22 protein-coding genes are annotated in these 26,578 nt (G+C 38.8%); 6 read left to right on the top strand and 16 right to left on the bottom strand.

All coding sequences use genetic code 11. The annotated features are described in order from the left end of the window. Positions 1–33: 33 nt before the first annotated feature. The 5 genes from secG to DUT68_RS06645 form a co-directional block, all read right to left on the bottom strand. The gene (gene secG / locus DUT68_RS06665; RefSeq protein WP_113636864.1) at positions 34–393 is read right to left on the bottom strand and encodes a preprotein translocase subunit SecG; all 360 of its coding nucleotides are present in this window, start codon (positions 391–393) and stop codon (positions 34–36) included. Positions 394–407: 14 nt separating this feature from the next. Further along, on the bottom strand, positions 408–1,784 hold the full coding sequence (locus tag DUT68_RS06660; protein WP_113636863.1) for a hypothetical protein: 1,377 nt from the start codon (positions 1,782–1,784) through the stop codon (positions 408–410). Positions 1,785–1,816: 32 nt separating this feature from the next. After that, a complete protein-coding gene (locus DUT68_RS06655; RefSeq protein ID WP_113636861.1) occupies positions 1,817–2,329 on the bottom strand; it encodes an LptE family protein in 513 nt (170 codons plus the stop codon). 4 nt (positions 2,330–2,333) lie between these two features. Continuing rightward, positions 2,334–3,569, bottom strand: a complete 1,236-nt coding sequence (locus tag DUT68_RS06650; protein ID WP_113636859.1) for a sigma-54 interaction domain-containing protein — start codon at positions 3,567–3,569, stop codon at positions 2,334–2,336. A 154-nt stretch (positions 3,570–3,723) separates the two neighbouring features. Continuing rightward, positions 3,724–5,259: a MiaB/RimO family radical SAM methylthiotransferase gene (locus DUT68_RS06645; protein WP_113636857.1), complete on the bottom strand. Its 1,536-nt coding sequence runs from the start codon at positions 5,257–5,259 to the stop codon at positions 3,724–3,726. 285 nt (positions 5,260–5,544) lie between these two features. Here DUT68_RS06645 and DUT68_RS06640 point away from each other — a divergent pair, with 285 nt between their 5' ends. Together DUT68_RS06640 and DUT68_RS06635 are read left to right on the top strand one after the other, a co-directional pair. Continuing rightward, positions 5,545–7,254, top strand: a complete 1,710-nt coding sequence (locus DUT68_RS06640; RefSeq protein WP_113636855.1) for an AsmA family protein — start codon at positions 5,545–5,547, stop codon at positions 7,252–7,254. 97 nt (positions 7,255–7,351) lie between these two features. Continuing rightward, positions 7,352–9,145 (top strand): AsmA family protein, encoded by a 1,794-nt coding sequence (locus DUT68_RS06635; protein WP_113636853.1) that lies wholly within the window; start codon positions 7,352–7,354, stop codon positions 9,143–9,145. A gap of 46 nt (positions 9,146–9,191) precedes the next feature. On the opposite strand, the gene DUT68_RS06630 is transcribed toward DUT68_RS06635, so the two are convergent. From DUT68_RS06630 to DUT68_RS06615, 4 genes are all read right to left on the bottom strand, one after another. Further along, on the bottom strand, positions 9,192–10,259 hold the full coding sequence (locus DUT68_RS06630) for a branched-chain amino acid aminotransferase (protein WP_113636851.1): 1,068 nt from the start codon (positions 10,257–10,259) through the stop codon (positions 9,192–9,194). Between the two features lie 102 nt (positions 10,260–10,361). After that, positions 10,362–11,327 carry a tryptophan 2,3-dioxygenase family protein gene (locus DUT68_RS06625; RefSeq protein ID WP_113636850.1) on the bottom strand — a complete coding sequence of 322 codons (966 nt, stop codon included), beginning with the start codon at positions 11,325–11,327 and terminating at the stop codon, positions 10,362–10,364. 345 nt (positions 11,328–11,672) lie between these two features. Beyond that, entirely contained in the window at positions 11,673–12,971 is a 1,299-nt protein-coding gene (locus DUT68_RS06620) for an HAD-IB family phosphatase (RefSeq protein ID WP_113636848.1), read from the bottom strand. Then, on the bottom strand, positions 12,971–13,933 hold the full coding sequence (locus DUT68_RS06615) for an NAD-dependent epimerase/dehydratase family protein (RefSeq protein ID WP_113637058.1): 963 nt from the start codon (positions 13,931–13,933) through the stop codon (positions 12,971–12,973). Before DUT68_RS06615 ends, DUT68_RS06620 begins: the two co-directional genes overlap by 1 nt. Before the next feature lie 66 nt (positions 13,934–13,999). On the opposite strand from DUT68_RS06615, the gene DUT68_RS06610 reads away from it, so the two are divergent. Then, entirely contained in the window at positions 14,000–15,181 is a 1,182-nt protein-coding gene (locus DUT68_RS06610) for a formimidoylglutamase (RefSeq protein ID WP_113636847.1), read from the top strand. A 110-nt stretch (positions 15,182–15,291) separates the two neighbouring features. Next, positions 15,292–16,440: a TlpA disulfide reductase family protein gene (locus tag DUT68_RS06605; RefSeq protein WP_113636845.1), complete on the top strand. Its 1,149-nt coding sequence runs from the start codon at positions 15,292–15,294 to the stop codon at positions 16,438–16,440. 50 nt (positions 16,441–16,490) lie between these two features. Here DUT68_RS06605 and DUT68_RS06600 read toward each other — a convergent pair whose 3' ends face one another. The 7 genes from DUT68_RS06600 to DUT68_RS06570 all read right to left on the bottom strand — a co-directional run bounded on the left by DUT68_RS06600 (position 16,491) and on the right by DUT68_RS06570 (position 22,573). Then, positions 16,491–17,141 carry a hypothetical protein gene (locus tag DUT68_RS06600; protein WP_157960788.1) on the bottom strand — a complete coding sequence of 217 codons (651 nt, stop codon included), beginning with the start codon at positions 17,139–17,141 and terminating at the stop codon, positions 16,491–16,493. A 250-nt stretch (positions 17,142–17,391) separates the two neighbouring features. Next, positions 17,392–18,663 carry a phosphoribosylamine--glycine ligase gene (gene purD, locus DUT68_RS06595; protein ID WP_113636842.1) on the bottom strand — a complete coding sequence of 424 codons (1,272 nt, stop codon included), beginning with the start codon at positions 18,661–18,663 and terminating at the stop codon, positions 17,392–17,394. Between the two features lie 51 nt (positions 18,664–18,714). Further along, positions 18,715–19,392 carry a pirin family protein gene (locus DUT68_RS06590; RefSeq protein WP_157960787.1) on the bottom strand — a complete coding sequence of 226 codons (678 nt, stop codon included), beginning with the start codon at positions 19,390–19,392 and terminating at the stop codon, positions 18,715–18,717. Continuing rightward, positions 19,389–19,898, bottom strand: coding sequence for a hypothetical protein (locus DUT68_RS06585; RefSeq protein WP_113636839.1), 510 nt, complete (start codon positions 19,896–19,898; stop codon positions 19,389–19,391). Before DUT68_RS06585 ends, DUT68_RS06590 begins: the two co-directional genes overlap by 4 nt. A 59-nt stretch (positions 19,899–19,957) precedes the next feature. Then, positions 19,958–20,674 (bottom strand): dioxygenase family protein, encoded by a 717-nt coding sequence (locus DUT68_RS06580; protein ID WP_113636837.1) that lies wholly within the window; start codon positions 20,672–20,674, stop codon positions 19,958–19,960. Positions 20,675–20,789: 115 nt separating this feature from the next. Then, the gene (locus DUT68_RS06575) at positions 20,790–21,500 is read right to left on the bottom strand and encodes a LytR/AlgR family response regulator transcription factor (RefSeq protein WP_113636836.1); all 711 of its coding nucleotides are present in this window, start codon (positions 21,498–21,500) and stop codon (positions 20,790–20,792) included. Continuing rightward, positions 21,497–22,573 carry a sensor histidine kinase gene (locus DUT68_RS06570; RefSeq protein ID WP_113636834.1) on the bottom strand — a complete coding sequence of 359 codons (1,077 nt, stop codon included), beginning with the start codon at positions 22,571–22,573 and terminating at the stop codon, positions 21,497–21,499. The genes DUT68_RS06575 and DUT68_RS06570 overlap by 4 nt, the downstream gene beginning before the upstream one ends. Positions 22,574–22,728: 155 nt before the next feature. Here DUT68_RS06570 and DUT68_RS06565 point away from each other — a divergent pair, with 155 nt between their 5' ends. Both DUT68_RS06565 and secA read left to right on the top strand, forming a co-directional pair. Beyond that, the gene (locus tag DUT68_RS06565) at positions 22,729–23,031 is read left to right on the top strand and encodes a hypothetical protein (RefSeq protein ID WP_113636833.1); all 303 of its coding nucleotides are present in this window, start codon (positions 22,729–22,731) and stop codon (positions 23,029–23,031) included. A 233-nt stretch (positions 23,032–23,264) separates the two neighbouring features. After that, the gene (secA, locus tag DUT68_RS06560) at positions 23,265–26,570 is read left to right on the top strand and encodes a preprotein translocase subunit SecA (RefSeq protein WP_113636831.1); all 3,306 of its coding nucleotides are present in this window, start codon (positions 23,265–23,267) and stop codon (positions 26,568–26,570) included. Positions 26,571–26,578 lie beyond the last annotated feature (8 nt).

The following is a 26,578-nucleotide window of genomic DNA, read 5'->3' as shown; positions in this document are numbered from 1 at the left end:
AGGAGCCTACATTTATATTTCGTTTATTTGAAATTAATTTTTAGTGCTATCAGCTTTTGCAGGTGTAGCAGCCGGAGTAGCAGATTTTGTTGGCAACGCACCTCCAATTGGAGAAGGAGTAGCCGCTTTGTTGATGTGATCGTCAATTTTTGAACCTGTACCACCAGTTGAACCTGATTTGCTCATTGCAGTAATTGCTAAAGAAAATACCACGATAAACGCTAACAAAATCCAAGTGCCTTTTTCTAAAACGTCACCAGTACGTTGCACGCCAAACATGTTGCTGCTAGCGCCACCAGTAGCTAAACCGCCACCTTTAGGGTTTTGTATCAATACAAATAAGCCTAGTCCAACACAAGCAATTACTAATAAAACAATAACTAAGGTTAACATATGTTATAATAATTTTAAATTTTCTTTTCTAAAGATTGTATAAGGTCGGCAAAGTAACGGCTTTTTTCTGGGAATTTCAAACTTAATTTTTGATAAGTATCTATCGCCTTGTGATAAAGCATTTGCTCAATATAAATTTGTGCTAAGGTTTCTGATACCAAATCATTGCCATCCTCTGCACTTTTTTTGGCTTTATTTTCTGTATTAATTTGATTTGGCGGTAAAGCTTTTATCTGCGGATCATTTTTAATAAACGATTCGATAATTTCATTTTCCTTTTTATTTTTTGGTTCTACCGGCTGTTCCAATTCATTTTCTAGCTCAAAAGGTGCCTGTAAATGAAATATGTTTTCCACGTATTGCTGCTGCAAATGTTGCGCTGGCGCTAGTCCTTTAGTGCTTGAAACAAAAGGCCTAAAAATTTGCTCATGGTCTTTGCGTGTTTTGGCCAACCACCATAAAAAAGTAAACGGCAGCTTATCGTCATCATACTTACTGATTACGTTTTCTGTAACCGTTTTCTCTACGTTAGGTGTTTCGGGCTCAGGTTGTTCTTCTGCAATATTTTCGTCTTCAGCAACTTGCACTTCATCAGTAACTGTAGCGCTTAAATCAAATGCAAAAAAATCAGTTGCGGCAAAAGTTTCGGCACTAAAGTTATCGTCTGCTAAGTCTATTTCTTCATTTGGTTGCGAGCTAGTACTAGCTGCAATTTCGTAGTCATCTGAAATTGAAAAATCTGCAGGGATTACAAGCTCATTAATTTCTTCAAAGGTTTCTTGTTCGTCTGGCTCCGCTGTAGCGGGATCTTCTGCCGCAGAAGAGGCGTCACAAACTTTGATGATTTCACTTTGTAAAGGCTCAATATTTTCAATCTCCGGAAAAGGATAATCATTATTGAGCACTGCGGCATTTGGTGCAGTTTCTTCGTCCTGTTGCTCAGCTTTACCCTCAGCAACTTCAGTTGAAATTTCAACTTCAATAATTTCGTGAGCAAGGGGAGCTAAATTTTCTATTTCAGGAGCATCTTCTATGATAAGGCTCTCCTTGCTAGGGATATTTGCTGGAACATCCTCATTTGAAACCTCAGTGTGTACCTTATTCCAAGTGGCATATTGGGTTACTTCAACATCTTGTAGGGCAACTAGTTGCTGCGGCGAGTGAATCACCCTGTGTAAAATAAAACCGTTATTGTAAAGTGCGGCTTTGGTTAAAGCTTCCTGTTGTTGAGCAGTATCTTTAGACGCTTTGGCCAGTAATAAATATAATGGTTGATAGTAGGGATAAGCTGCAATAAGTTCCTGCAACAACGGAATGTCGTTTTGCGTCACCTTTGCTGGTTTGGCAAGTAACTGATCCAATTGCTGCTTCATCTCTATTTTCAACTCCATTGCGCTAAGTTAACAATTGAAAGATAAAAAAATTACCATTGCGCAAAGGCACGGTTAAAAATATTTTCAGTAAGCTGTTGGTTCACCTGTTTAATAAGGGCCTGTTCTTGACTTTGTAACGTTCCGCTAGATAGGGTAAAATCTTTAAAAGCACTGAACGTTTCCTTAAAGCTCGTTTTTACTTTTCCAGTATCTAAGTTGTTGGTGTAAGTAACTGACACCGTTATGGTTAAACGATTTGCGCCAGCTGTAGGCTGACGGTTATCGGTAAAGGCAATAGGTTTGATGTCGTAACCAGTGATTTCGCCCTCCATGATGGCATCGGCTTCGCCAGTGGTAATGCTCAGCCTGCTTTGTGTACGAATACGTTCTTTTAAATCTTCCGTAAAAGTTTGGGCTAGCGTAGGTACCACTAAAGGCGCTCTGTTTTCAAAAAACCTTACATTAATGGTTTTCATGGTTGGAGGAATAGAGGCCCCATTAAATTTATAGCTACAGCTAGCAAAAGCCAATACCACCGCTAAAAGCAAAAATAATCTTTTCATCCGCTTATAAATTTAGCTCTTTTATTTTCCTGTAAAGTGTACGCTCTGAAATTCCTAACTCCTGCGCTGCAAATTTGCGTTTGCCTTTGTGTTTTTTCAATGCCTTTTTAATCAGGTCAGATTCTTTATCAACTAAAGATAACGACTCTTCCACTTCCTCTGCATCGTGGGCAAAATTATAATCGTTGGGGTTGCTTTGCGAAGGATGTTTGATAGTTAACGTAGGCTCGGCAGAATGATTGTTCGAATCTACCTCTTGATACAGCTGATTGATAAACTGTGGATTGTCTGCAATAACATGAGCCATATTGCCGCCGCCATTCTGTATAATTTCTGCTACCAGTTTTTTAAGCTCTACCATATCCTTTTTCATGTCGAATAAAACTTTATAAAGGATGTCTCGCTCCGAAAAATCTTCTTTGCTAGAAGTATTTACGGCCATCGGTAAGTTATTGTTTTGCTCGTTAGGGATATAGTTAAGCAGCGATTGTGCAGTTACGTTCCTATCTTTTTCAAGTACGCAAACCTGCTCGGCAATGTTTTTTAACTGCCTTACGTTACCCGGCCAACTGTAATTACTTAACATTTGTACGGCATCATTTTCAAGCTGTATGCCAGGGGTGCGGTATTTGTTGCTAAAATCAGATACAAATTTTCTGAACAAAAGATAGATATCGTCCTTACGTTCTCTAAGCGGCGGAATACGCAAAGGCACAGTATTTAGCCTGTAGTACAAATCTTCACGGAACTTGCCTTTTTTAACGCTATCGTAAACATCAACATTGGTTGCAGCAATAATTCGTACGTCGGTTTTTTGCACTTTTGAAGAGCCTACTCGTAAATATTCTCCGCTTTCTAAAATCCTCAATAAGCGAGCTTGGGTGCCTAAAGGAAGTTCGGCAACTTCATCTAAAAAAATAGTACCCCCATTTGCTACTTCAAAATAACCTTTTCTAGCTTCGTGGGCACCTGTAAACGAACCTTTTTCGTGGCCAAAAAGCTCTGAATCAATTGTGCCTTCAGGAATGGCACCACAGTTTACAGCAATGAAAGCACCATGTTTACGAGCGCTCAATTGATGTATAATTTGCGAAAACACTTCCTTACCGCTACCACTTTCGCCGGTAATTAACACCGACATATCAGTAGGTGCAACTTGGCTTGCTGTATCTATGGCTCGGTTTAATAAAGGCGAGTTGCCAATAATCCCGAAGCGTTGTTTGATGCTTTGTGTGTCCATTATTCTAGATTTACGAATTTAGATTTATGACTTACAATGTCTGTTCTGTTCATAAATCCAAAATCGTCAATTAACTAATGTGTTTATGTCTATAATTTCGAATTAAGGTTTTAGATTTGGGGAGATGCTAAAATCGTAATTCGTAAGTCTAAAATCAGACTGCTTTGCCAATTAATGTAGCAGTAGTGCAACGTTCTACTAAAACATTTGCATATTCGCCTGGTTTTACAAAATCGGTAACAGGGAAAACAACCATTACATTTTCATCGTTACGCCCGCGGTATTCCTTATCAGACTTTTTCGAGAAACCTTCCACCAACACTTTCACGGTTTTGCCTACAAAGTTTTTGATGTAAGCGTGTGAACCTTCCTGCTGTTTCTGGATAATATCATTTAATCTCCGCAGTTTTACCTCCTCCGGAATATCATCCTTGTACCTGCGTGCTGCTAAAGTTCCAGGGCGTTCAGAATATGCAAACTGATAAGCGAAACTGTAGGTCACGTAATCCATCATGCTCAAGGTATCTTGGTGTTCTTCTTCCGTTTCGGTACAAAAACCCGTGATGATATCTGTTGAAATGGCACAGCCTGGAATAATTTGCTTAATGGCATCTACACGATTCATGTACCACTCTCTATCGTAGGTGCGGTTCATCAATTTCAATATTCTGCTATTGCCGCTTTGAACTGGTAAGTGGATGTAGTTGCAGATGTTATCGTACTTGGCAATGGTGTGCAATACCTCATCGGTAATATCTTTAGGGTGCGATGTAGAGAAACGAACCCTTAATTCGGGACTGATTTCTGCCACCATAGCCATCAGTTGAGCAAAGTTTACCGAACCTTCCAAGCTTTCATGATGATGATCACCACGTTTTTCTGGCAAGTCAGTTTTATTTACCAAAGCTTCTAACAAGGCATCGCCTGTTAAAGTGTTCATTTCGTCCTGTAAATCATCGGCTTTGCTTTTTAGCTCCTGCCCATCTTTCCAAAAATAGGAATCAACGTTTTGTCCCAATAGTGTAACTTCACGGTAGCCTTGTTCAAATAACTGACGGGCTTCGTTAAGGATCGTTTGTGGATCTCTACTGCGTTCACGTCCGCGGGTAAACGGTACCACACAAAACGAACACATGTTATCGCAACCACGAGTAATGGAAATGAAAGCACTTATGCCATTTCCTGTTAAACGCACTGGGCTAATATCTGCATAGGTTTCCTCACGCGAAAGAATTACATTAACGGCTTTGCGGCCATCTTCTACCTCGTTAATTAACTTTGGCAAATCACGGTAAGCATCGGGCCCTACTACAACATCAACTAATTTTTCTTCTTCTAAAAATTTAGATTTTAAGCGCTCGGCCATGCAACCCAATACCCCAACAACCAACTTTGGATTCTTACGTTTTTCTTTGCCAAACTGCGATAGCCTATTGCGTACACGCTGCTCGGCATTTTCTCTGATAGAACAGGTATTTATGAAAATTACATCAGCATTTTGGTAGTCAGGAGTGGTTTCGAAACCAGTTTCCGAAAGTATGGAAGCCACAATTTCGCTATCTGCAAAATTCATTTGGCAACCGTAGCTTTCGATGTAAAGCTTTTTCCCATCTCCCTTTTTTTCCAATACCAGTGCTTCACCTTGTCGGCTTTCGTCGTGTGTTTTATCCTGAAGCTTAAAATCAATCATTAATCAAACTTTTTGTAGGCCACAAAAGTACGAAAATTATATCTAAAATGACATAATGGCAGTAATTTTATAATTCGTTAACAATTCACTCACTGCGTTCTATCAACGCTATTTAGAAATTCCATTAACGTAGTTTTTTAATCGATATCTCTGATTCCCAAGTGTAGGTAGGTGAAGAATTAAAGATGTGTATGGCATATCTTATATCAAAGAATCGCAGTGTTTTAAGCTTTGAAAAACAATGGCGTATATTTTTTGTCTTTAAGTTTACAAACAGCAATCCTTATGGGCGAAAATACATTTTACCGCAAGCGCAAGTTTTGGTACTGGTTGGGCGGTATTTTTGGGGCGATCATCATTTTATTGGGAGTAGGAGCCATTATTTTAAGTGCAAAATGGAAGCCAATGCTTACTTCAAAAATTAAAGAAGGTGTGCACAATGCTTCCAACGGTTTATACCAAATTAATTTTAAGGATATACACCTTAATGTTTTAACTGGAACGGCCGTATTGGATAGCATTAGTTTAATTCCCGATACCAATATATTCAATCAATTAAAAGTAAAAAAGCAAGCGCCAACCCATTTGTTTAGGATAAAGCTAGCACACCTAAAAATTGCGAGAGTAGGAATTTTAACTGCTTATTTCAAGAAAAAAATTGATTTGAATGCCATCGTCTTGGATCATCCATCAATAGATATGGTGTATTATAAAGTTCCCAAACGCCCTGATACGGTAAAAGATGACCGAACACTTTATCAGCAATTATCAAAATCGTTAAAGTCTGTTGCCGTTGCACAAATAAAAGTAATTGATGCTGATTTTGATTATTACAACGGGCGAAAAAAGTTGAATGCCATCAAGCATTTGTCTATTAATGTAAAAGATGTTTTAATTGATTCGGCGGCGCAGTTTGATACTACTCGTATTTTTCATAGTAAAAACATTGGATTCGAATTAATTGGTTATCAATCTGATACGAAAGACAAGCTTTACACACTAAAATTAGATACTTTAAGAGGTTCCATTACTGGTAAAGATTTGGAAGTACGTGGATTTAAAATGATACCCAAATATCCTAAAATTGAGTTCAGCAAAAAGTATAGTGTACAAAAGGATAGGTACGATCTTGATTTTAAAAAGATCAGTATTTCAGGCGTAGATTATGTGGGGCTAAATGCCAATGGAGAACTGCATGTTAAGCAGATTGACCTAGGGCCTGCTAACGTAAACGTTTTCATGAATAGAGAATTACCTCCCTCAAGCTTAAATAAGTCGGGCAATTTCCCCCATATGGCTTTAAAGCGTTTGCCAATTCCAACTATCGTAGAACAATTGAAAATTGTCAAAGTAAATGTAGCCTACGGCGAATACAATCCTAAAACAAAAGAAATAGGCACCATTAAATTAGATGGTTTACATGGTGTGGTAAATAATTTAACTAACGATAGTGCAAGATTAAGTAAAAAAGGCCATGCCTATGCCAACCTAACAACTTACGTAATGGGTGCAGCTAAACTTAACGTAAAGATTGACTTTAATTTGTTGTCTAACAACGGCGCCTTTAACTATAAAGGTGAGGTCGGCAGCTTCAATTTACAGGCTTTAAATACCATTTCAAAGCCTTTAGGGCAAATTGCTATTGAGAGCGGAAGGGTAACATCCGCTAGTTTTGATGTCTCGGCTAACAGTAGCGGATCAAAGGGTGTAGTGTATTTTTATTATCGGGATTTGAAAATTAAGATGTTGGGTGAAGACGCCGACGGCAAGGAAAAGAAGAAAGGTTTGCTTTCGTTTTTAGCGAATACGCTGCTCATTAAGGATGATAACATTCCAGGTGATAAAGGACGATTTGCGAATGTGACACACGAACGCCCGCCTCAAGCATCGTTTTTCAATGTAATGTGGAAAACGGTTTTTAAAGGGATGCGTGAGATAGTAGGTATTGGAATTGTACCGATGAAAAAAATGCCAGATCCGAAGAAAAAGAAATGATATCAGTGTAACGAAATTCCAATAATACTCTTTCAGCAAAGCATTTAAAATTTGCTAATTAAATGTATATTGTGGTTGGCTAATCTCTATACTGTTAATGAATTTTAAGGCGCTGTTTAAGAATAAAAAAAAGTGGAAATGGATTTTTGGCGTACTCGTATTTTTGTTGGTGTTAACAGGTTTAGCTGCATGGTATGTTTCCAATAAAATTAAGCCCTTTGTTCAGCGTGAGTTAGCGGCGGTAGTGAAAAAAGCAACCAATGGACTGTACGATATCCGTTTTGAGAAGGTAATGGTGAACCCGCTAACGGGCAACGCATCATTAACAGAAGTAAGTTTAATCCCTGATACGGCGGTGTACAAAAAATTGATAGCGCAGCGTAAGGCACCAAACAATCTTTATTTCATCCGTTTGCAAAAGTTGAGGATCAAACGATTTCATCCTTTTAGAATTTATTTTGATAAAAAACTCGACGTTGACCTGCTACTTTTTGATCGGCCTCAAATTACGATGGTGAACAAATCGCTACCGTTTAATGAAAATAAGCCGCCGCAACCTGAGCAGTCACCGTATGATTATGTGAAGAAAATTTTCAAATCAGTTCAGGTAAGCACTATCGACTTTAAAAATGCAAGTTTTAAATATGTTAATCGCAATGGCGCTATACCAGAAACTGACACGATTTCGAATATCTCCATTACCCTAAAAAATTGGTTAATTGACAGCGCCTCAGCAAAAGATAAAACCCGATTTTATTTGTTGAAAGATGCTTACGTGTATCTCAATAATTACATTTATGCCACCCCTGATAGCATGTATTATATCAAGGCTAACCAGTTTGAGTTTAGTGCTTCTCAAAAGAAGTTGAACATAAAAGAATTTTCATTGGAGCCCCGCTATTCAGAAAAAGATTTTGCCAAGGTGAATGGTTACGCTAGGGATAGGTATTCGCTAAAATTAAATAATATCGACTTTTACGGCATCAATTTGTTTGCTTATATCAAAAATAGAGAGCTAATTGCTGATGAAATGGGTATCGCTGATGGTACTTTAGCCGTATTTAACGATAACTCCTACCCCAAGTTGTTGAAAGATAAAACGGGCAAGTTTCCTCATCAACTTCTCCAAAAAATAGGAATACATACTACGGTTAAAAAAATAAAGCTCAACAAATTAAATATCAGTTATGCTGAGTTTGATAAACAAAGTGGGCAAAGGGGGCAAATCAATTTTAAAAACACCTCTGGCATTATCAGCAATGTTACTAACCAGCCAAAAGTAAAACGCAAAAATCCAATTATTGAGGCCAATTTGGAAAGCTACTTAATGGGGCAAGGCAAGCTAAATGTTAATTTTAAATTTAATGTATTGGCGCCCAAGGCAGATTTTTCTTACAAAGGACAATTGGTAAATATGGACGGACGGCAGCTGAACTACATCACAAAACCTTTGGCCATGCTTATGATTAAAAGCTGTTTAATTAGGCGCTTTGCATTTGATATTTCTGCCAACGAGGAAGTAGCCAAAGGCAAGGTAGAATTTATTTACAACGATTTATCCATAGGCTTAATGAAACGCCATGAAGGCGGTCAGCGGTTGCGGCGCTTGGGGATACTCTCCTTATTGGCCAATGCAATGGTAATTTATTCTGATAATCCTTCGGACGATGGAAAACTCACCTTGGCAACTGTTAGTTATGAACGTAAGCCAACTGGTTCTTTTTTCAATTTTATTTGGCGTAGTTTATTTCAAGGGGTGAAACATAGTGTTGGCCTCAGCAAGCAAAAGGAAATGGAAATTAAGCGCTACGTTACAAAATTTGAAAATATGAAAGATGATAGGGAGCGACGAAGGATGCGCAGGGAGCTGAGGTTGAAAGCAAATAAATAAGCCCCGAATAAAATCCGAGGCTTATTATATTATTGTTGAATTTCGATTAAGAAATTACCCAGTTCCATCCAAAAGTATCTGGAGCTAGGCCATACTTAATGTCATTTAGCTTTTTAGCGATGCCATTTGAAACGTGTCTGGTTTCTACATCGGTTAGTGTGTAAGTTTTACCTTCGTAACCAATTTCACCAATATGGGTAACGGTAGCAGCTGTACCAGCAGCAAATGCTTCGGTTAACTTGCCGTTTTCAATCCCCTCGATGATCTCTTTTACAGATAGTCTTCTTTCCTCTACTGTGATGCCCTCAGCTTTAGCTAATTGGATAATGGTATCTCTTGTTACGCCATCTAATACGGTAGTCCTCACCGCAGGGGTAATTAACTTTCCGTCAATTACGAACATCAAGTTGGCTGTTCCCGCCTCCTCAATAAACTCATGGGTTTGAGCATCAGTCCAAATTAGTTGGTCAAAGCCTTCTTTTCTTGCTTCCTCAAATGGATATAGAGAACGAGCATAGTTACCTGCAGTTTTAGCAAAACCTACACCGCCATCATCAGCTCTGGTGAATTCAGTCTCTATTTTAACCCTTAAAGCTTTATTGTAATATTTGCCAGTTGGTGTGGTTAATACCGCAAAAGTATAACTGTCAGATGGTCTAACGCCTAAATAAGGGTCAGTAGCATACATTACAGGTCTAATATAAAGTGCGTAATCTTCTTGGTTAGGAACCCACTTTTCATCAACGTTAATTAGGGTAGCCATTCCTTGCATAAAGATTTCTTCAGGAACTTCGGCCATTGCCATTCTTCTAGCCGATTTATTAAAACGAAGGAAGTTTTTATCAGCTCTAAAAATGCTGATTTTCCCATCAGGCAGTCGGTAGGCTTTAATGCCTTCAAAAATGGCTTGTCCGTAGTGCAGCGCAGAAATTGCTGGGCTCATAGGGATTGGACCATAAGGAACTACTCTTGGGTTTTTCCATTCACCATCTTCATAGTCACACAAAAACATGTGGTCGGTAAACACTTTACCGAATGGCAACTGCGAAAAATCAGTAACAGTAAGGCGAGTTTGCTCAGCCTTGGTTACTTTGATGTCTAATGTTTCGGTCATCTTATAGAAATTTATGCGAGCAGCGGCATTTTGTATATACCGATGCTCTTATTTGCTGCAAAAGTACTAAAAATCAAGTGTTTTTTAGCTTTTTTAGAAGAATTAATGTTTGTTTTTAAGTGTTTGCAACACACTAAGTACCCAGCCTTTTCCCCATTCTTCCATCTGTTGCTCAGTCCATAAAAACGGGTAGAAGATTCTTTTTTGAAAACGAGGAGGTAAGTATTTTTGCCAGTTTGTACCGCCTGTAGCAGCAATGTCCACAGGATCTTTTTCGAGATAACGCACCGCAGATTTGTAATGCGACAATGGCCATTCCACATTCACGTAAAGGTCCAGCTTTCGCAGTTCCTCGGCAAGTTCTCCAACAGCTTCACCTTTAGCTTCTAATTGTTTGTAAAGCGATGCAAAATTGCTGTGCTCACGTTCTTTTGCTAGGGCTAAAAATTGCGTTGCATATTTGTTGATGAATTGCTTTAAGGTTAGGGTTTGCTTTCCGCTGGCCAATTCCGTTGCGCCAAATTTCCAATAGATGTATTCAAATTTTTCCTCGATACTGGCATTGGCCAATTCGTTACGCTTACTTTTGTCTACCAATTGGCTAAAATTAGTGGCCGATATTTCAATCATCCTGTATTGCCCACTTTGGAAACCACTAGCTGGTAACAACGACATGCGGAATTTTAAAAACTGTTCCTTTTCCATGCCATTTACCATTACCTCAAATGAAGTGGTTAAAGCATTGAAATAGGCATTAATTCTCTTCACCCTTTCAGTGAAAAATTTAGCTGTGAGGTTTTCGTTTGTAGCTATTTGCTTGCACTCATGCAATGATAGTTTGAAATACAGCTCTGTAATTTGATGATACATGATGAAAATTTCCTCATCGGGGAACGGCGTTTTTGGGCTCTGCAAACTCAGCAAAGTATCCAAATGTATGTAATCCCAGTAAGTGAGGAAATCTGCGTATAAAAGGCCATCTAAATAGGAGACCATATCTTGTCCCATGGCTTCGTATTTTTCCTGAAGCAGGGTTAATTTTTCTTTAATCTGTGGAGTTAATTCCATTTTATATTGTCTTTACAATTTAACCTCTTTGTTTATACTCACCAATCCATAAACAAGTTGTGGATGGTGGTCTAGTTGGGTCATGCTGATTTGTAGCAGGGCGAAATGCTACACGAATTTAGTTCAGCATCCGTTTGAAAAAGACAATAAGCTAGCTTGGCCTATCGATGATAAGTGTAAAGTTGGAAATATGTATCGACGATAGTAAAGTCATGTGGAACTTCTTAGTCCGTTTTGTCATTCTGAGCGCAGCGAAGAATCTGATTATCAATTAAACATAATTTGTAGATTCTTCGCTGCGCTCAGAATGACAGTTACTTAAACTTAAAAAAGTTTAGTTAAATTTTAATACAACACCCTAAATTTAATAGTATGCTCAATTTTTTTTAAGGACTTGAAGAGTTGTTTGTCGTACTCAGCATTGATATCAGTAATGGCGTAGCCGATATCACCTTTGGTCATTAAAAATTGGCCAACAATATTGATGTTGTGTTTAGCAAAAATATTGTTGATTTGAGCCATGATACCCGGTACATTCTTATGGATATGAATCAAACGATGCGATTTATCGATAGCTGGCAACTGTAAATTAGGAAAGTTACTGCTCAAATACGTAGTGCCTTTGTTCATGAAATCGGCTACACGCTTTGGAATAAATAAGGAGTTCCTAGGATTTCCTTTAGGATCGTCGAAAACAACAATGCCCATTTCACTACAAATTTGTAAAGAGAATTTGTTTTTTGCACTGCCTAAATAACCTATTGTTTTGAGCTTAACCGCCCTTCTCAATATGTCATCATCAATTTTTTCGCCATTGGCCAATAGCAACATGCCTACATCACCAACATACTTTTCTTCAAATTCTGTTTTATGGCGAATAGAGAAGCCATCTTTCTTTAGAAAAGCAATGCTATCAGCATTTACATCCCCAATTACCAAGCAAAGGATCCTATTTTTAGGGTAAGATATCGCCCTTGGCAGGTTGTTAACGTACAAAAACTCATCAAAACTTGGCGTTACGTGGTCGGCTTTGGTAACAATGCTTTCACGGGCAATATTTTCTGTGAACGCATAAAACTTTTTAATCAAACCGCTTTCACGTAGTTGATAATCAGAATAGCCATCGCCAATGCCATATAAATTGCCCTGCAGCTGTAGTTGGTGCATCAGTTTTACCTTACCACCTTCTTCGCTCAGCGGGTTGGCATGGTCGTAGTCAATAATTTTTCCATCGCCAGTAGTAACAAAAGTATTGGCGTAAATATTTTCTTTTTTAATGTGGTATTGGCTTACCACCGGCGTGATAAACTCTTTAAATCCACCCGAAACAATCAATACTTCATCTGCATGTTTTTTAAAAAATTCCGCATTGCGTGAAAAAGATTTTGACACTTTTTTCTTCAAATGCTTGATTAGTTTTTGCAAATGCTCTTCATTGGCTTCCAATAATTTTACCCTTTGTGCCAAGCTTTCCGAAAAAGACAGTTTACCTTCCATTGCTAAATTGGTATAGTCTTCAATTTTTTGGTAAATGGCTTCTCTGTCAGGATGTTTAGCTAAAGAAATTCTGGCTAATTCATCTAGCGCTTCCACTTGGGTAAACGTACTGTCGAAATCAATGATATAAAAGTTTTGTTGCTTCATTATTTAAGGGCATTGCAAACTTCAGCGATGCTTTGGTTTAGAGGTTTAAATGTATAATTGAGTGTTTCGGTTACTTTTTTGTTGCTATAATAACTTAAATTGAAGCTACTGCGGACAGATTCTTTAGTGAGCGCTGCGGGCTTACCGGTAAACAGCGCTGCCAGTTTTGCCGCTCGCCACGCTAAGGCGAGCATCCAGGGTTTGGCCTCTTTTGAAGGAGCTTTAGCGCCAAAGCCTTTCGCAATTTCCGCAAAAAAATCTTTGTAATGCAAATTTCCGGCGCTAAGTGTAAATCGTTCTTCGCTGATATTGCTTTCCATTAATAAAATCATGCACTTGGCAACATCTGCTACATCAACAATGCCAGTGGCGCCATCGGTATAAAATTTCAAGCCTTCCTTTACCAGTTTAAAAATGGCTCCGCTGCCATTGTAGCCAGCATTTTTGCCGATAATAACCGCTGGATTCACAATTACGGCGTCCAGTCCTTCGGCTATGCCACGCCAAACTTCCATTTCCCCTTGATATTTAGAAATGGCATAATTGTGCGCTTTAGGGTTGTAATCCCAAAAATGCTTTTCAGTAATCAGTTCGCCAGGCTTTGCATCGCCCAGGGCCGCAATGGAACTCACGTGCAATAAACGCACATTTAAATCCAAGCAAATGTTCACCATGTTAGCGGTGCCTTCGATATTGATTTTTAAAAGCTTGGCTTTATCCTTAGGATCAAAAGAAACAAATGCAGCGCAGTGGTAAGCTTTGGTTACGCCGTCAAAAGCTTCAATCAAGCTTTCTGGTTCGTTTATATCTGCAGTGTGCCAAGTTACAAGCGGGTTATTTTTAAGTGTGGATGGAATTACAGCCGTGCTTCTTTTAATGGCCCTAACTGTTAAATTCTGGTCGGTAAGCTGCTTTACTAACTCTGCCCCTAAAAAACCTGTTGCCCCTGTAACGAGTATCATTTCATTTTTTGTGTTGAAATATGCGCTCAAAAATAGATATTTGAGGGCAAACATTTTAGTGGCTTTATGACTTTATCCGATTTTTTTTCACCAATTGATACTGAAAAATTTACACCTAAACATGGTTTCCTAACCAGCCAACTAGGAATGAAGGTGGAATTTTTTACTGATAGCTTCCCCGAATTGGAAGAAGGAAAGTACGATTTGGCTATTATTGGAGTAAAAGATGATAGGGGAGCGGTTAATAACAACGGTTGTGCTTTGGCACCAGATTATTTTAGAGAACAGTTTTATCTGCTGAATGAGGGCCAGGTGCCAACCAAAATAGTTGACTTGGGCAACATCATTGCTGGGCAAGCCGTTTCTGATACTTATTTTGCTGTAAAAAATGTTGTTTCAGAATTAATTAAGCTGAATATCGTGCCAATTATCATTGGTGGTGGTCAAGATATCACCTATGCGCAATACATGGGTTATGAAAATTTAGAGCAAAAAGTTGATTTGTTAGTGGTAGATAATCGCTTTGATTTAGAGCAAGATGAAACGGAAGATGTTACCACGACTTCACAAAGTTATTTGAGTAAAATTTTTCTGCATCAGCCCAACTACCTATTCAATTTTAGCAACATGGGTTACCAAACCTATTTTGTAAGTCAGGATAGTTTGCGAGTGATGGATAAACTTTATTTTGATGTACACCGGTTGGGCGAGTTTGTTGCGGATTTATCGGTATCTGAGCCTGTGATTCGTAATGCGAATATGGTAAGCTTTGATATTGGAGCCATTCGTTCTAGTGATGCCTGCGCTAATGCGAACATGGTGCCTAACGGTTTTTATGGCGAAGATGCCTGTCGTATTGCCCGTTATGCTGGCATGAGCGATAAGCTAACTTCGATTGGTTTTTACGAATTCAATCCAGCATTTGATAGAAGCGGCCAAACAGCCATGTTATTGTCGCAAATGGTATGGTACTTTATGGATGGCTTTTATAATAGGAAAAAGGATTTTCCATTGACGCCAAAATCACAATATATCATTTACCGGGCCAGTGTAAATGATGGTGCTACGGAAGTGAATTTTGTAAAGAGCAAAAAATCGGATAGGTGGTGGATGCAGGTACCTTACCCTGCAAATGGTTCTAAAAACGAACGTTTTCACCTAGTCCCTTGCAGATATGACGATTATAACACAGCTGTAAATGGGGAAATGCCAGATTTATGGTGGCGCACCTATCAAAAACTAACCTAATAGTTACAAAAATTGCATGATATATCTGTATATTTGATTAACAACTTATAGTACTAAATAATGTGGGTGTAAAAACGCACGCCCTCATTCCAAAAAAATAAATTAAAACAATGAAAAAAGCAATTCTTTCAGCCTTAATGCTGGCACCGGTAGCATTAATGGCTCAATCAGATTTTACGATAAAAGGTAAAGTGGCTGGTTTAAATGCGCCCGCTAAGGCTTACTTAGCTTATGGCAATAAAATCGCAGATTCTGCAAGTTTAGTTAATGGTGCATTTGAGTTCAAAGGAAGCATTCCTTCGATTACGCAAGCTTCAATTAGAGTGAAACATAATGATATGCCGCCAGCCGACCCAAAAAAGAGAGTGCCTGCTGATGCGCTGAACTTTTACTTAGAGCCTGCTGTAATTAATATCATTGCTGCTGACTCTATCAAAAATGCTAAAATTACCGGTTCAAAGGTTAATGAAGATAATGCAAAGTTAAAAGCTGCTTTAAAACCAGTGGATGATAAAGTTGCGGTTTTAATGAAAGAGTATAATTCTTACACCCAAGAGCAAAAAAAGGATGAGGAATTTATGAAGCCTTTTATGGCCAAATATGATGCTGCTACCGGCGAGGCAACGCCTATCTACAAAAAATTTGCTGAAGGCAATAGGGATTCTTTTATCGGTTTAATGGCTTTTAGATCGAGCTTAGGTTACGAATTTGATCCAAGTGTAGCAGATGCAGAATTCAAAAAATTTGCTGCAAATGTAAGATCAACTGCGTTAGGTAAAAATATTGAAAGTTCAATAGAAGGAGCTAAAAAGACTCAAATTGGAACAATGGTGGCCGATTTTACGCAAAACGACCCAGATGGCAAGCCAGTTAAATTATCTGATTTTAAAGGTAAATACGTATTGGTAGATTTTTGGGCTTCATGGTGCGGCCCTTGTCGTCAAGAAAACCCTAATGTAGTGGATGCTTTTAATAAATTTAAAGATAAAAATTTCACAGTTTTAGGTGTTTCTTTAGATGGTGGCAATACCAGAACAACAAAAGAAGCTTGGTTAAAAGCTGTTGAGGCTGATAAATTAACTTGGACACACGTTTCAGATTTGAAAGGTTGGGATAACGAAGTTTCTAAAGGTTTTGGAGTTCAGAGCATTCCATTCAGTTTCCTAGTAGATCCAAATGGAAAAATTGTTGCTAAAAACCTAAGAGGTAAAGCTTTACATGATAAGTTATCAGAGCTACTTGATAAGAAATCTAAATAAAAAAGCTATTTAAGCGAGAAGCCTCCTGTTTGCAAAAGCAGGGGGCTTTTTTATATCACCAAGCCTAGCGTAATAAAAACTACACCAACAAACGAAATCAAGAATGCAGGCCTTCCAAAAAGTAAACCTAATACTACGCCGGCGATAATTAAAAAGCAACCAATCCAAATGTAACTGATGGAGTTAACTTTTGAACTGTGCGTAAATGTTGCTAATTCTTTATTGTCTTTTCTGGCTTTAATAGTAGTGATCGTTTTTTCACCTATTTGCTCTACCGTTTTACTAATCGATATATCGTCGGCTGGCGAAATAGAATCACTTGTATTGTTTTCGGTAGCTGATGTATTGGTAGCTGAATTAAATTGCTGATTAGCACTATTATCTGTTGGTACAGCGGAAGTTGTTTTAGTTTCGCTTACGGATGCCTTAGCTTCCGCATGCTTTTCTGCTGTCGGTTTTACTGCCGGCTTAATCAGTTTTTCCTCCACTTTTTTTGACGCTGGCTCTTTTATAACAGCAATGTATTTCTCGGGAATTGCTCTTGTAACCGGCTTGCTATGCTTTTTAACCGCTGCGCTACCAATAGTTTTCGGAAAATTATCAGCAGGCAATTGCACTAACTGTTTTTCATTACCAATTTCTTTAGCTGTAACTACAACTGATATCCTTTTTGGAATATCCTGTTGTGAAAAAACTAGCATAGGAGAAATCAACCCTAAAAAGAGGGCTGAATAAAAAATGGCCTTATGTAATGTTTTTTTCAAGCTACAATTAAAAAAACTTAATACTAAAAAAGCATGCCAATTAACCGCGTAGGTAGCTGATCAAAAGAAAATCCCAACTAAGCAGTTCGCAAAGTGCTTAGTTGGGAAATGGGTTAGTTGCACCTTGTTAAATACAAGGTTACGAAAAATGTTGATAATTGAGAAATAATTTCCTCGAATTGTGGATTTACATTAAGTCAAATCCGATATCTTCTCTAAAATATTTGCCATCAAAGTAAATTCTGGCAGCATCAGCGGTGGCGCATTGTAAAGCTTCAAATTGCGAATCTTTTAATGAACTGATAGCCAATACCCTACCGCCATTGGTTTTTACTAAGCCTCCTTCGGAAGTAGTTCCAGCATGGAAAGCAAAAGAATCTCTAATGTTATCTAAGCCGGTAATTACTTTTCCTTTTTCGTAATCACCTGGGTAGCCGCCGGCAACAATCATTACGGTAGCTGCATTTTTTTCGCTGATTTTGATTTGATAGTCGCCTAAATTTTTATTGGCACAAGCCATAAATAATTCTAGCAAGTCATTCTCAATCCTTAACATTACACTTTCAGTTTCGGGATCGCCCATACGAGCATTATATTCAATCACATAAGGCTCATCGCCCACTTTAATTAGCCCGAAGAAAATAAAACCTGTATAGTCAATTCCTTCGCTTGCTAATCCATTTACGGTAGGTTTAATGATACGTTCTTCAATTTTATTTAAAAATGCAGCATCAGCAAATGGCACTGGAGATACCGATCCCATACCACCTGTATTCAAACCTGTGTCGCCTTGTCCAATGCGTTTGTAGTCCTTCGCCTCTGGTAAAATCACATAGTTTTTTCCATCGGTTAATATAAAAACAGAAAGTTCAATTCCGGTTAAAAACTCCTCCACTACCACCGTAGAACCAGCTTTACCAAACTTGCCATCCAACATCAGCCTAAGTTCATCCTGCGCCTCCTGATGGTTATCGATGATCAGCACGCCCTTCCCAGCTGCCAAGCCATCGGCTTTTAGCACAATTGGCAAGCTGTGCTGCGCTAAATAGGCCAGTCCTTCCTCCAAGTTTTCGTTAGTAAACGACTTTGATTTTGCCGTTGGGATATGATGGCGCTCCATAAACTGCTTAGAGAAATCTTTACTTCCTTCTAAAATGGCACCTTCTTTTTTAGGGCCAATTACAGGGATGTGCGCCAAAGCTTCATCTGCAGCAAAAAAATCATGAATACCTAAAACTAAAGGCTCTTCGGGACCTACCACTAATAAATCTATCTGCTCTTTCAGTGCAAGTGCTTTTACTGCTTCAAAATCATTAGGGTTGATATTTACATTTTTGCCATAATTTGCTGTTCCGGCATTGCCTGGTGCAATAAACAAATTTTCGCATTTTTCCGATTGGCTTAATTTCCAGGCAAAAGCACACTCTCTTCCGCCCGAACCGATGAGTAAGATATTCATACCGCAAAGATATTGCTTTCTGCGGATGAGGCAGATAAAATATGAAATAAGCTAAGTTGGCAATTCGACCGTGATGATAGTGGCATGGTTACTCAGCGCTTCCATCTCTACTTTTTCGGTATGCCATAAACAAAGTCCATCCCTATCGTGTAATAGCCTGCCCTCAATTTCGAAAGCGCCTGCCAGCACATACACGTAAAAGGTTTGGCGTTGATTGAGCAGGTATTCGTTTTCTCCGCGGCCAGTAAATTGCGCCATGCAGATTTTGAAAGGTGCAGCGTCTGGACTTAGCGTAGAGAAGGTGTTTTGCTTAGATAGGTCGACAGTAAAGAAAACTGGCGAGCTAGGCTCTAACTGTTTTTGTTTGATGCAAATAACTAAATAACTGATCACTTCTGTTTCATAAGGATTGGTAAGTTTAACAAAAGTGTTGCTTTCCAAAAAAATCATCAGGCCTTCTCCAACTTCCACCTCGGTATCATTTTCTTTGTCATCGAAATAATTGATAGTTCCGGTGATTGGAATTAGGATAAGGAAACCCGGTTGCTCGGTGTAAAACCCGCTGGTTGCGTTGGGTGCCAACATTTCATCGTTAAACAGATATAAACCTGTGGCAGCATTACCATTGGTTTTAAAAGAACGAAATGCACTAAATTTCCTTAGCTGTTGATTTTCCACTAAAGTTCGTTGATCTGCGAGAAAAATAGTGCCTGGTGATATGGTCATCATAGTTTAATGTTACAAATGCTCAAAAATGGAGGAATGTTGAACAATTCGGTTGGCATAGCGCCGTTTTCATCTGTTTCGCTATTTACGGTAGTGGTTAATAGGTAGCTACCAATTTGATTTAAGAGATAAAGCTCTTCGCTAAAAAAGTTAATGGCAACGCTGTGCTTTTCTATATCATTGAAATCGGAGTTGATGATTTCAAATCGGAACGACTTAAATTTTAAAAAAAGCCTGCCTAAGTTATTGCTGATATCAGGCATGGTGGCGTTAAGCTGGCTGAGGTAAGGTGTAACGGCAGCACTGGTTAAAAAATGCAGTTGCTGTGCATTTGGAGCATGTTGAAGCAGTTGCGAAAAAGTGCGAAATTCATTTTTAGCATTATAATACTGTGCCTGCATTTTAAGTTCGGCGTACGAGTCTTTAAAAACCAGTTGATCCCAAGGTTTTTCGTTGTTGATGGTGATGATTTTACGGTAACACAGGGTTATGATGCTGCTCTTTTCCATATTTCAAACGTTAAAAATGGGCATAGCTAAGTGGCTAACCCATTCATTAAAATATTTTGCTATGCCGGTACGCTTATTTGCATTTTCAGTTCAAAACCTGCAGATAGGCTTCCGGTAATAGTAGCAATTTCAATCCCGGTAGAGTCATCGCTGAAAATATTGTCGCTTTTGTTGTAGGTGTAACCGCTCATTCCTTTTGAGTAGCCATTAACCAAAGCCACTGCCGAACCGCTACCTTCAGGAAAGGCAATTTGAGTAATCTTTAACGAGGTGCCAGCTGCGTTGTAAACATGTACGTGAATATGTGTTGCTCTTCCACTGTACCAGCCCGGGAAAATGGTGGTAAACGTTACTAATCCGTTGGCATCAGTGGTTTGTCGGCCCCTTAAAAAGTGAACCGACTGGTAGTTGGTAGATTGCATTCCTGTACCGCCGTACTCTGAGTAGTTACCTTCAGCGTCACAATGCCAAATGTCAACAATGGCACCCGCTAAGGCATTGCAATTATTGTTGCTGTTGCCAATGGTAATTTTGGCTGTTAGTTTATAGCCCGATCGGCCGTCGGTAATGTCGCTCCTAACATAAGAGGCTGGTGCCTTTGTTGGAAATGGGCCTTCGGTTTCTGTGGGAGCTACCACACAATTACCAGTTGATGAGCCACCGGTGGCAGTGGTAGTTGTTGCTGCTGTATCCGAAGATTTTTTGCAGGCGTCCATAATAACGGGTGTACTAACTGCTCCAATTAATAAACTCCTTAAAAAATTTTTTCTTTCCATGTTCAATAGCTTGGGTGAAACACTTGTCGAAGATGGAATTTGGGATTGATTGTAGCAAAAATGTGTCGATTATCGCTCGCTTTGTGCCGACAAGCCTCGGCAGTGTTAAGTAATGTTAAAGCTCACCATTTTTCCAATCATGGATAAACGAAATATAAGTATCGCTTATTGGAAGAGAAAAATCGTTATTGAGGTAAGCTTTGCGATTAGCTACCTGTTGCACGCCTTTAATAGCTACAACATAGCTTCTGTGTATGCGTTTGAACTTATCTGCAGGTAATTTTTCTATCAGTTTTTTTAAGGTAGTTAAGGTCATGATCATTTTACCACTAATCAAATGGATTTTTACATAATCTTCTAAGCTTTCCAAATACAAAATTTCTTTAACCTCTATTTTAATGAGTTTATATTCAGCATAAACGAACAAGTACTCATCTGGCATTTCAACACTTTTTTTTGTTTGATATTGATGATAATCTATCGCTTTATGCACCGCTTTTTTGAAACGGATATAATCAATAGGTTTCAATAAGTAATCGATAGCATTTAATTCGAACCCTTCAAACGCAAAGTTTTTATATGCGGTAGTAAAAATCACCATCGGCTTCACCTTCAAAGATTTGAATAGATCAATACCGGTAATATCGGGCATATTGATGTCCAAAAAAAGCAGGTCAATAGGAAACTGGTTCAGGTGTTCAGCTGCTGCAATGGCGTCTTCAAAAGTTCCTATCAGTTGTAAATGTTCAGTAGCATCAACATAAGTTTTAATTAACGCTAAGGCTAAAGGTTCATCATCTATAGCAATACACTTTATTTTTTTCATGAATTAAGATGAATGGTTAGGTTAATTTTAAACACTTTTTGATCATTTGTGACCTCTAATATATGCCGGTTTGGATAAAGATAGCCTAGCCTTTTTTTAGTGTTTTCCAAGCCAATGCCTGTTCGTTTTTCTGTCTTCTTTTCAGGATTTATGGTGTTTTCGCAATAAAGGTTAACAAAAGTTTGCTCTATGAAAAGCTTAATTACCAATTGATTTTTTTTGTGGTTGCTAATCCCATACTTAAATACATTTTCAACAAAGGCCATCAATATCAGCGGTGCAATTTTCTTTTGACTGGGGTCGCCGGTTACTTCGTAAATTAAATTTGTTTTTTGGGTAAGGCGTAACCGTTGTAGGTCAATATAATCGCTCATGCAGGTAATTTCTTCTTCTAAATCAACCTCGTCATTACCGCCCTGATCGGTTAAATATCGCATCATGTTTGATAGCTTCATGATGGATGGCGCAGTGTTTTCATCCTTAATAACGGCCAACGTATAAATGTTGTTGAGTATGTTGAAAAGGAAATGGGGATTTACCTGCGCTTTTAAAAAAGAAAGTTCTGCATGCGCTTTTTCGGCTTCGGCTTTTAAAGCTCTTTCTGTAGTTAGCCGCAATTGTTTGTTGGTAGCTTTACTAACATCTAATATAATGATGATGAAAAAAATAAAAACGCTAATAATATCTATCAGCGGGCCGCCCTGCTTTGGTCCATGCTCATTGCGGTGCGGAGGGTGGTCAAATTTATGAGGTTGTAATGGTGGTGGCGGATTTCCAGACTTGGCAATGAAATAATCAAATGGGCGGATAGCTACAATTACAGCTAAGATTACGATAAGGCATGCAATGTAGGCCAGCAGTTTTTTCTCAGCGTAGAGCTTAGGAAACAGAAAGTAGGAATGAAAGAAGTAAATGCCACCAAAAACCAAGCAAAATCCAATGTATTTTACCAGTACAATAGTATTAAAGTTATATCTCTGATTTTGTCCGTAAAAAAATAATAGCGGAAGTAATAGTAATGACAATGCGGCCAATACCTGTAACACTTGTTGAAGCCTTAATTGATGTAACATACGCCAAAGCAAGCTAGTAAAAGTTAATTAATTTAAAAAGTATCGTTAAGTGGTGGATTTGTATAGATGAAATTTCTACTTTTTTAGGCGGAGATAGGGGTACTTCCAAATCAAATTTCGGTATATAAAAGATTAAAACTAGATTTGCCCGAATAATGAGGCACCTTGTTACCATATCTTTAGTGTTTTTTAGTCTTTCGCACTTGGCCAAAGCCGACCGTGTGGAAGGGCTTCGCTATTTAACCGAAAGGTATTGTGCGAAAACACAAACTAGTAACGAGCAATCGGCTGTGAGAGCAGTGCAAGATGCTCAAGATTTACCTCATTTCATCCTTTCCAATAATCAGTTAAGCGCCATAGGTGTTATTTCTGCTAAAAGCTGTTCGAAATATAACGTTGCCAACCAACCGGCACTTTTTTCGGCAGTAGTAGAAAATCCTCGAAACAATAGCCCCTAGTTTAAAAAGTCCAATGTCCGATATCGGAAGTTCGAAAGTTTGCCGTTAAAATACTACAAAGTCAAGTTGTCATACTATGATTAATGGCTTGGTTGTTGTGTAGAGTGGGAAGTTTGAAGACCGATATCGAAAGAAAATGAGTTTTTTTGAATCGTAAGAACAAGAGTACACTAATTAAATATATTATCATCTGACTTCGGACATCCGACTTCAGACCAAAAAACAATCATAACATGTTAGGATTTTTAGCCAAGATATTTGGAAGCAAATCAGAAAGAGACATTAAAGCGCTACAGCCTATTGTAGCTCAAATTAATGAAGAATATATCAAATTATCATCGTTAACTAATGATGAAATAAGAAATAAAACACTTGAATTTAAAGCAACTATTGCAACTGCTTTAGCTGATATCGATCAAAAAATCAGCGATTTGAAAGCAAAGGCCGAGAGCCCGGAGCTTTCTTTACAAGAGAAAACCAATTTATACGACGAGGTTGATGCTTTAGGTAAAGAGCGCAATGTAGAGTTGGAAAAAGTATTGCAACAAATTTTGCCTCAAGCTTTTGCTGTAGTAAAAGAAACATCACGCAGATTAAGCGAAAACGAAACTTTAGAAGTTACCGCTACCGCATTTGATAGAGAATTAGCTACCAAAAAGAACAACGTTAAAATTGTTGGCGACAAAGCATTATGGGCCAACAAATGGGAAGCTGCCGGAACTGAAGTTGCCTGGAATATGGTACACTACGATGTACAGTTGATTGGTGGTATGGTACTACACAGCGGTAAAATTGCTGAGATGGCAACCGGTGAAGGTAAAACATTAGTGAGTACTTTGCCAGCTTACTTAAATGCCTTAGCTGGTCAAGGGGTACATATTGTAACGGTGAACGATTATTTGGCCCGTCGTGATAGTGAGTGGAACGGTCCTTTGTTCGAATTTCATGGTTTAAGTGTAGATTGTATTGATAAACACCAACCTAACTCGGAAGAACGTAGAAAAGCTTATTTGGCGGATATCACCTATGGTACCAATAATGAGTTTGGTTTTGATTACTTGCGTGACAATATGTCGCAAACGCCAGATCAGTTGGTACAACGTAGGTTACACTTTGCTATGGTGGATGAGGTCGATTCAGTATTGATTGATGATGCCCGTACACCGTTAATCATTTCTGGTCCGGTGCCATTTGGTGATCAACACGAATTTCACGAGTTAAAACCACGTATTGAACGTTTGGTAAATGCACAAAAAACCTTTGTTCAATCGGCATTAAATGCAGCAAAAAATTTAATTAATAGCGGTAATGTAGGAACCGAAGAAGGTGAAGGTGGTTTGGCTTTGTTACGTGCTCATCGTGGTTTGCCTAAAAATAAAGCATTAATTAAGTTTTTGAGCGAAGGCAACAACAAGCAAACCTTGTTGAAAACCGAAAACTACTACATGGCGGATCAATCTAAAAATATGCCTAAGGTTGATGCCGAATTGTATTTCCATATTGACGAGAAAAACAATCAGGTTGAGCTAACCGAAAAAGGGATTGAATTGATTACCCAAACCGGTGAAGATCCAAGTTTCTTCGTATTGCCGGATGTAGGTACTGAAATTGCCGAAATAGAAAAATCGAGCTTAAGCAGCGAAGAGAAAATTGCTCAAAAAGATGCTTTAATGCGTGATTACTCTGTAAAAGCGGAACGTGTACACTCTATCAATCAGCTATTAAAAGCTTACACTTTATTTGAAAAAGATGTTGAATACATCATTGATGAAGGTAAAGTGAAAATTGTTGATGAGCAAACTGGTCGTATCATGGAAGGCCGCCGTTACTCGGATGGTTTGCACCAAGCTATTGAGGCCAAAGAGAATGTGAAAGTAGAAGATGCTTCACAAACTTACGCTACCATTACGTTGCAGAACTACTTCCGTATGTACCACAAACTTTGCGGTATGACGGGTACAGCAACTACAGAAGCTGGCGAGTTTTGGTCAATCTATAAGTTAGATGTGGTAGAAATTCCTACTAACAGAAAAATCTCTAGGATTGATGCGCAGGATTATGTTTATCGTACCGTAAGAGAAAAATACAATGCCGTAGCAGAAGAAATTGTAAAGTTAACGGAGGCAGGCCGTCCAGTATTGGTAGGTACCACGTCAGTTGAAATTTCGGAGCTATTAAGCCGTATGTTGAAACTCCGTGGTATCAAACACAATGTATTGAACGCTAAAATGCACCAAAGGGAGGCTGATATTGTGGCAGAAGCTGGTCAGCCAGGTCAGGTAACCATTGCTACCAACATGGCTGGTCGTGGTACCGATATCAAATTAGGCCCAGGTGTAAAAGAAGCTGGAGGTTTAGCCATCATTGGTACTGAGCGTCACGAGTCTCGCCGTGTAGATAGGCAGTTGCGTGGTCGTGCTGGTCGTCAGGGTGATCCAGGAACTTCGCAATTCTTCGTGTCGTTGGAAGATAACTTGATGCGTTTATTCGGTTCTGAGCGTATCTCTAACATCATGGTTCGTATGGGTATCGAAGAGGGAGAGGTGATCCAACATTCTATGATTACCAACTCTATCGAAAGAGCACAGAAAAAAGTAGAAGAGAATAACTTTGGTGTACGTAAACGTTTGCTAGAGTATGATGATGTGATGAACTCTCAGCGTACTGTAATCTATTCAAAACGCCGTAATGCACTTTTCGGTGAGCGTTTAGATGTAGACATGAACAATATGATTTTCGACGTAGCCGAAGATATTGTAACTGAATACAAAGAGAGCACCAACTACGAAGGCTTCAAGCTAGAGGTTATTAGGAACTTCTCGGTTGATACTGAAATTTCGGAGCAAGAGTTCAATAGCAAAAAGATCCATGATTTAACGGATAAATTGTTTGATGAGGTAACCAATTTCTACATCCGTAAATCGGAAGCGGTAGTAAACCAAGCAATGCCAGTGTTAAAGCAGGTATTTGCTGATAGGGGCGATGTGATTGAGCAAATTGTAGTGCCATTTACTGATGGTATGCGCCACATTCAGGTGCCGGTTGAGCTGAAGAAAGCAATTGAAAACAACGGTAAGGAAATTACTAAAGCTTTCGAAAAAACCATTGTTTTGGCTTTAATTGATGATAGTTGGAAAGAGCATTTACGTGAAATGGATGAGCTGAAGCAATCGGTGCAAAATGCGGTTTATGAGCAGAAAGATCCTTTGATCATCTATAAAATGGAAGCATTTAACCTGTTTAAAGGCATGCTAAGTGTGGTGAATAAGGAAGTGGTGAGCTTCTTGTTTAAAGGTGGTATCCCTGTGCAACAGGAGCCAGAGCAAGTGAGAGAAGCAGTGGCACCAAAGCCTCAGCCTAAATTGCAAACTACAAAGCAGGAGTACGGCGATCAGCATTCTGATTTGGATTTGGTTGGCGACACCCGCGAACCTCAGCCTTTACAGCCAATTAGAAAAGAAGCAACTATTGGCAGAAACGAACCTTGCCCTTGCGGAAGTGGCAAGAAGTTCAAGAACTGCCACGGCGCAAACGCATAGTGCGAAAA

This window comes from Pedobacter zeaxanthinifaciens (assembly GCF_003313335.1).
GTDB lineage: Bacteria > Bacteroidota > Bacteroidia > Sphingobacteriales > Sphingobacteriaceae > Pedobacter > Pedobacter zeaxanthinifaciens.
This window is presented reverse-complemented; position numbering and strand designations above follow the sequence as displayed.

Excerpts from the sequence above, each read along its gene's own strand:
- purD (WP_113636842.1), bottom strand. The coding sequence starts at position 18,663 with ATGAATATCTTACTCATCGGTTCGGGCGGAAGAGAGTGTGCTTTTGCC.
- DUT68_RS06615 (WP_113637058.1), bottom strand. The coding sequence starts at position 13,933 with ATGATACTCGTTACAGGGGCAACAGGTTTTTTAGGGGCAGAGTTAGTA.
- DUT68_RS06585 (WP_113636839.1), bottom strand. The coding sequence starts at position 19,898 with ATGGAAAAGAGCAGCATCATAACCCTGTGTTACCGTAAAATCATCACC.
- DUT68_RS06655 (WP_113636861.1), bottom strand. The coding sequence starts at position 2,329 with ATGAAAAGATTATTTTTGCTTTTAGCGGTGGTATTGGCTTTTGCTAGC.
- secA (WP_113636831.1), top strand. The coding sequence starts at position 23,265 with ATGTTAGGATTTTTAGCCAAGATATTTGGAAGCAAATCAGAAAGAGAC.
- DUT68_RS06570 (WP_113636834.1), bottom strand. The coding sequence starts at position 22,573 with ATGTTACATCAATTAAGGCTTCAACAAGTGTTACAGGTATTGGCCGCA.
- DUT68_RS06605 (WP_113636845.1), top strand. The coding sequence starts at position 15,292 with ATGAAAAAAGCAATTCTTTCAGCCTTAATGCTGGCACCGGTAGCATTA.
- DUT68_RS06565 (WP_113636833.1), top strand. The coding sequence starts at position 22,729 with ATGAGGCACCTTGTTACCATATCTTTAGTGTTTTTTAGTCTTTCGCAC.
- DUT68_RS06580 (WP_113636837.1), bottom strand. The coding sequence starts at position 20,674 with ATGGAAAGAAAAAATTTTTTAAGGAGTTTATTAATTGGAGCAGTTAGT.
- DUT68_RS06590 (WP_157960787.1), bottom strand. The coding sequence starts at position 19,392 with ATGATGACCATATCACCAGGCACTATTTTTCTCGCAGATCAACGAACT.
- DUT68_RS06600 (WP_157960788.1), bottom strand. The coding sequence starts at position 17,141 with ATGCTAGTTTTTTCACAACAGGATATTCCAAAAAGGATATCAGTTGTA.
- DUT68_RS06630 (WP_113636851.1), bottom strand. The coding sequence starts at position 10,259 with ATGACCGAAACATTAGACATCAAAGTAACCAAGGCTGAGCAAACTCGC.
- DUT68_RS06610 (WP_113636847.1), top strand. The coding sequence starts at position 14,000 with ATGACTTTATCCGATTTTTTTTCACCAATTGATACTGAAAAATTTACA.
- DUT68_RS06620 (WP_113636848.1), bottom strand. The coding sequence starts at position 12,971 with ATGAAGCAACAAAACTTTTATATCATTGATTTCGACAGTACGTTTACC.
- DUT68_RS06575 (WP_113636836.1), bottom strand. The coding sequence starts at position 21,500 with ATGAAAAAAATAAAGTGTATTGCTATAGATGATGAACCTTTAGCCTTA.
- DUT68_RS06645 (WP_113636857.1), bottom strand. The coding sequence starts at position 5,259 with ATGATTGATTTTAAGCTTCAGGATAAAACACACGACGAAAGCCGACAA.
- DUT68_RS06650 (WP_113636859.1), bottom strand. The coding sequence starts at position 3,569 with ATGGACACACAAAGCATCAAACAACGCTTCGGGATTATTGGCAACTCG.
- secG (WP_113636864.1), bottom strand. The coding sequence starts at position 393 with ATGTTAACCTTAGTTATTGTTTTATTAGTAATTGCTTGTGTTGGACTA.
- DUT68_RS06660 (WP_113636863.1), bottom strand. The coding sequence starts at position 1,784 with ATGGAGTTGAAAATAGAGATGAAGCAGCAATTGGATCAGTTACTTGCC.
- DUT68_RS06625 (WP_113636850.1), bottom strand. The coding sequence starts at position 11,327 with ATGGAATTAACTCCACAGATTAAAGAAAAATTAACCCTGCTTCAGGAA.
- DUT68_RS06635 (WP_113636853.1), top strand. The coding sequence starts at position 7,352 with ATGAATTTTAAGGCGCTGTTTAAGAATAAAAAAAAGTGGAAATGGATT.
- DUT68_RS06640 (WP_113636855.1), top strand. The coding sequence starts at position 5,545 with ATGGGCGAAAATACATTTTACCGCAAGCGCAAGTTTTGGTACTGGTTG.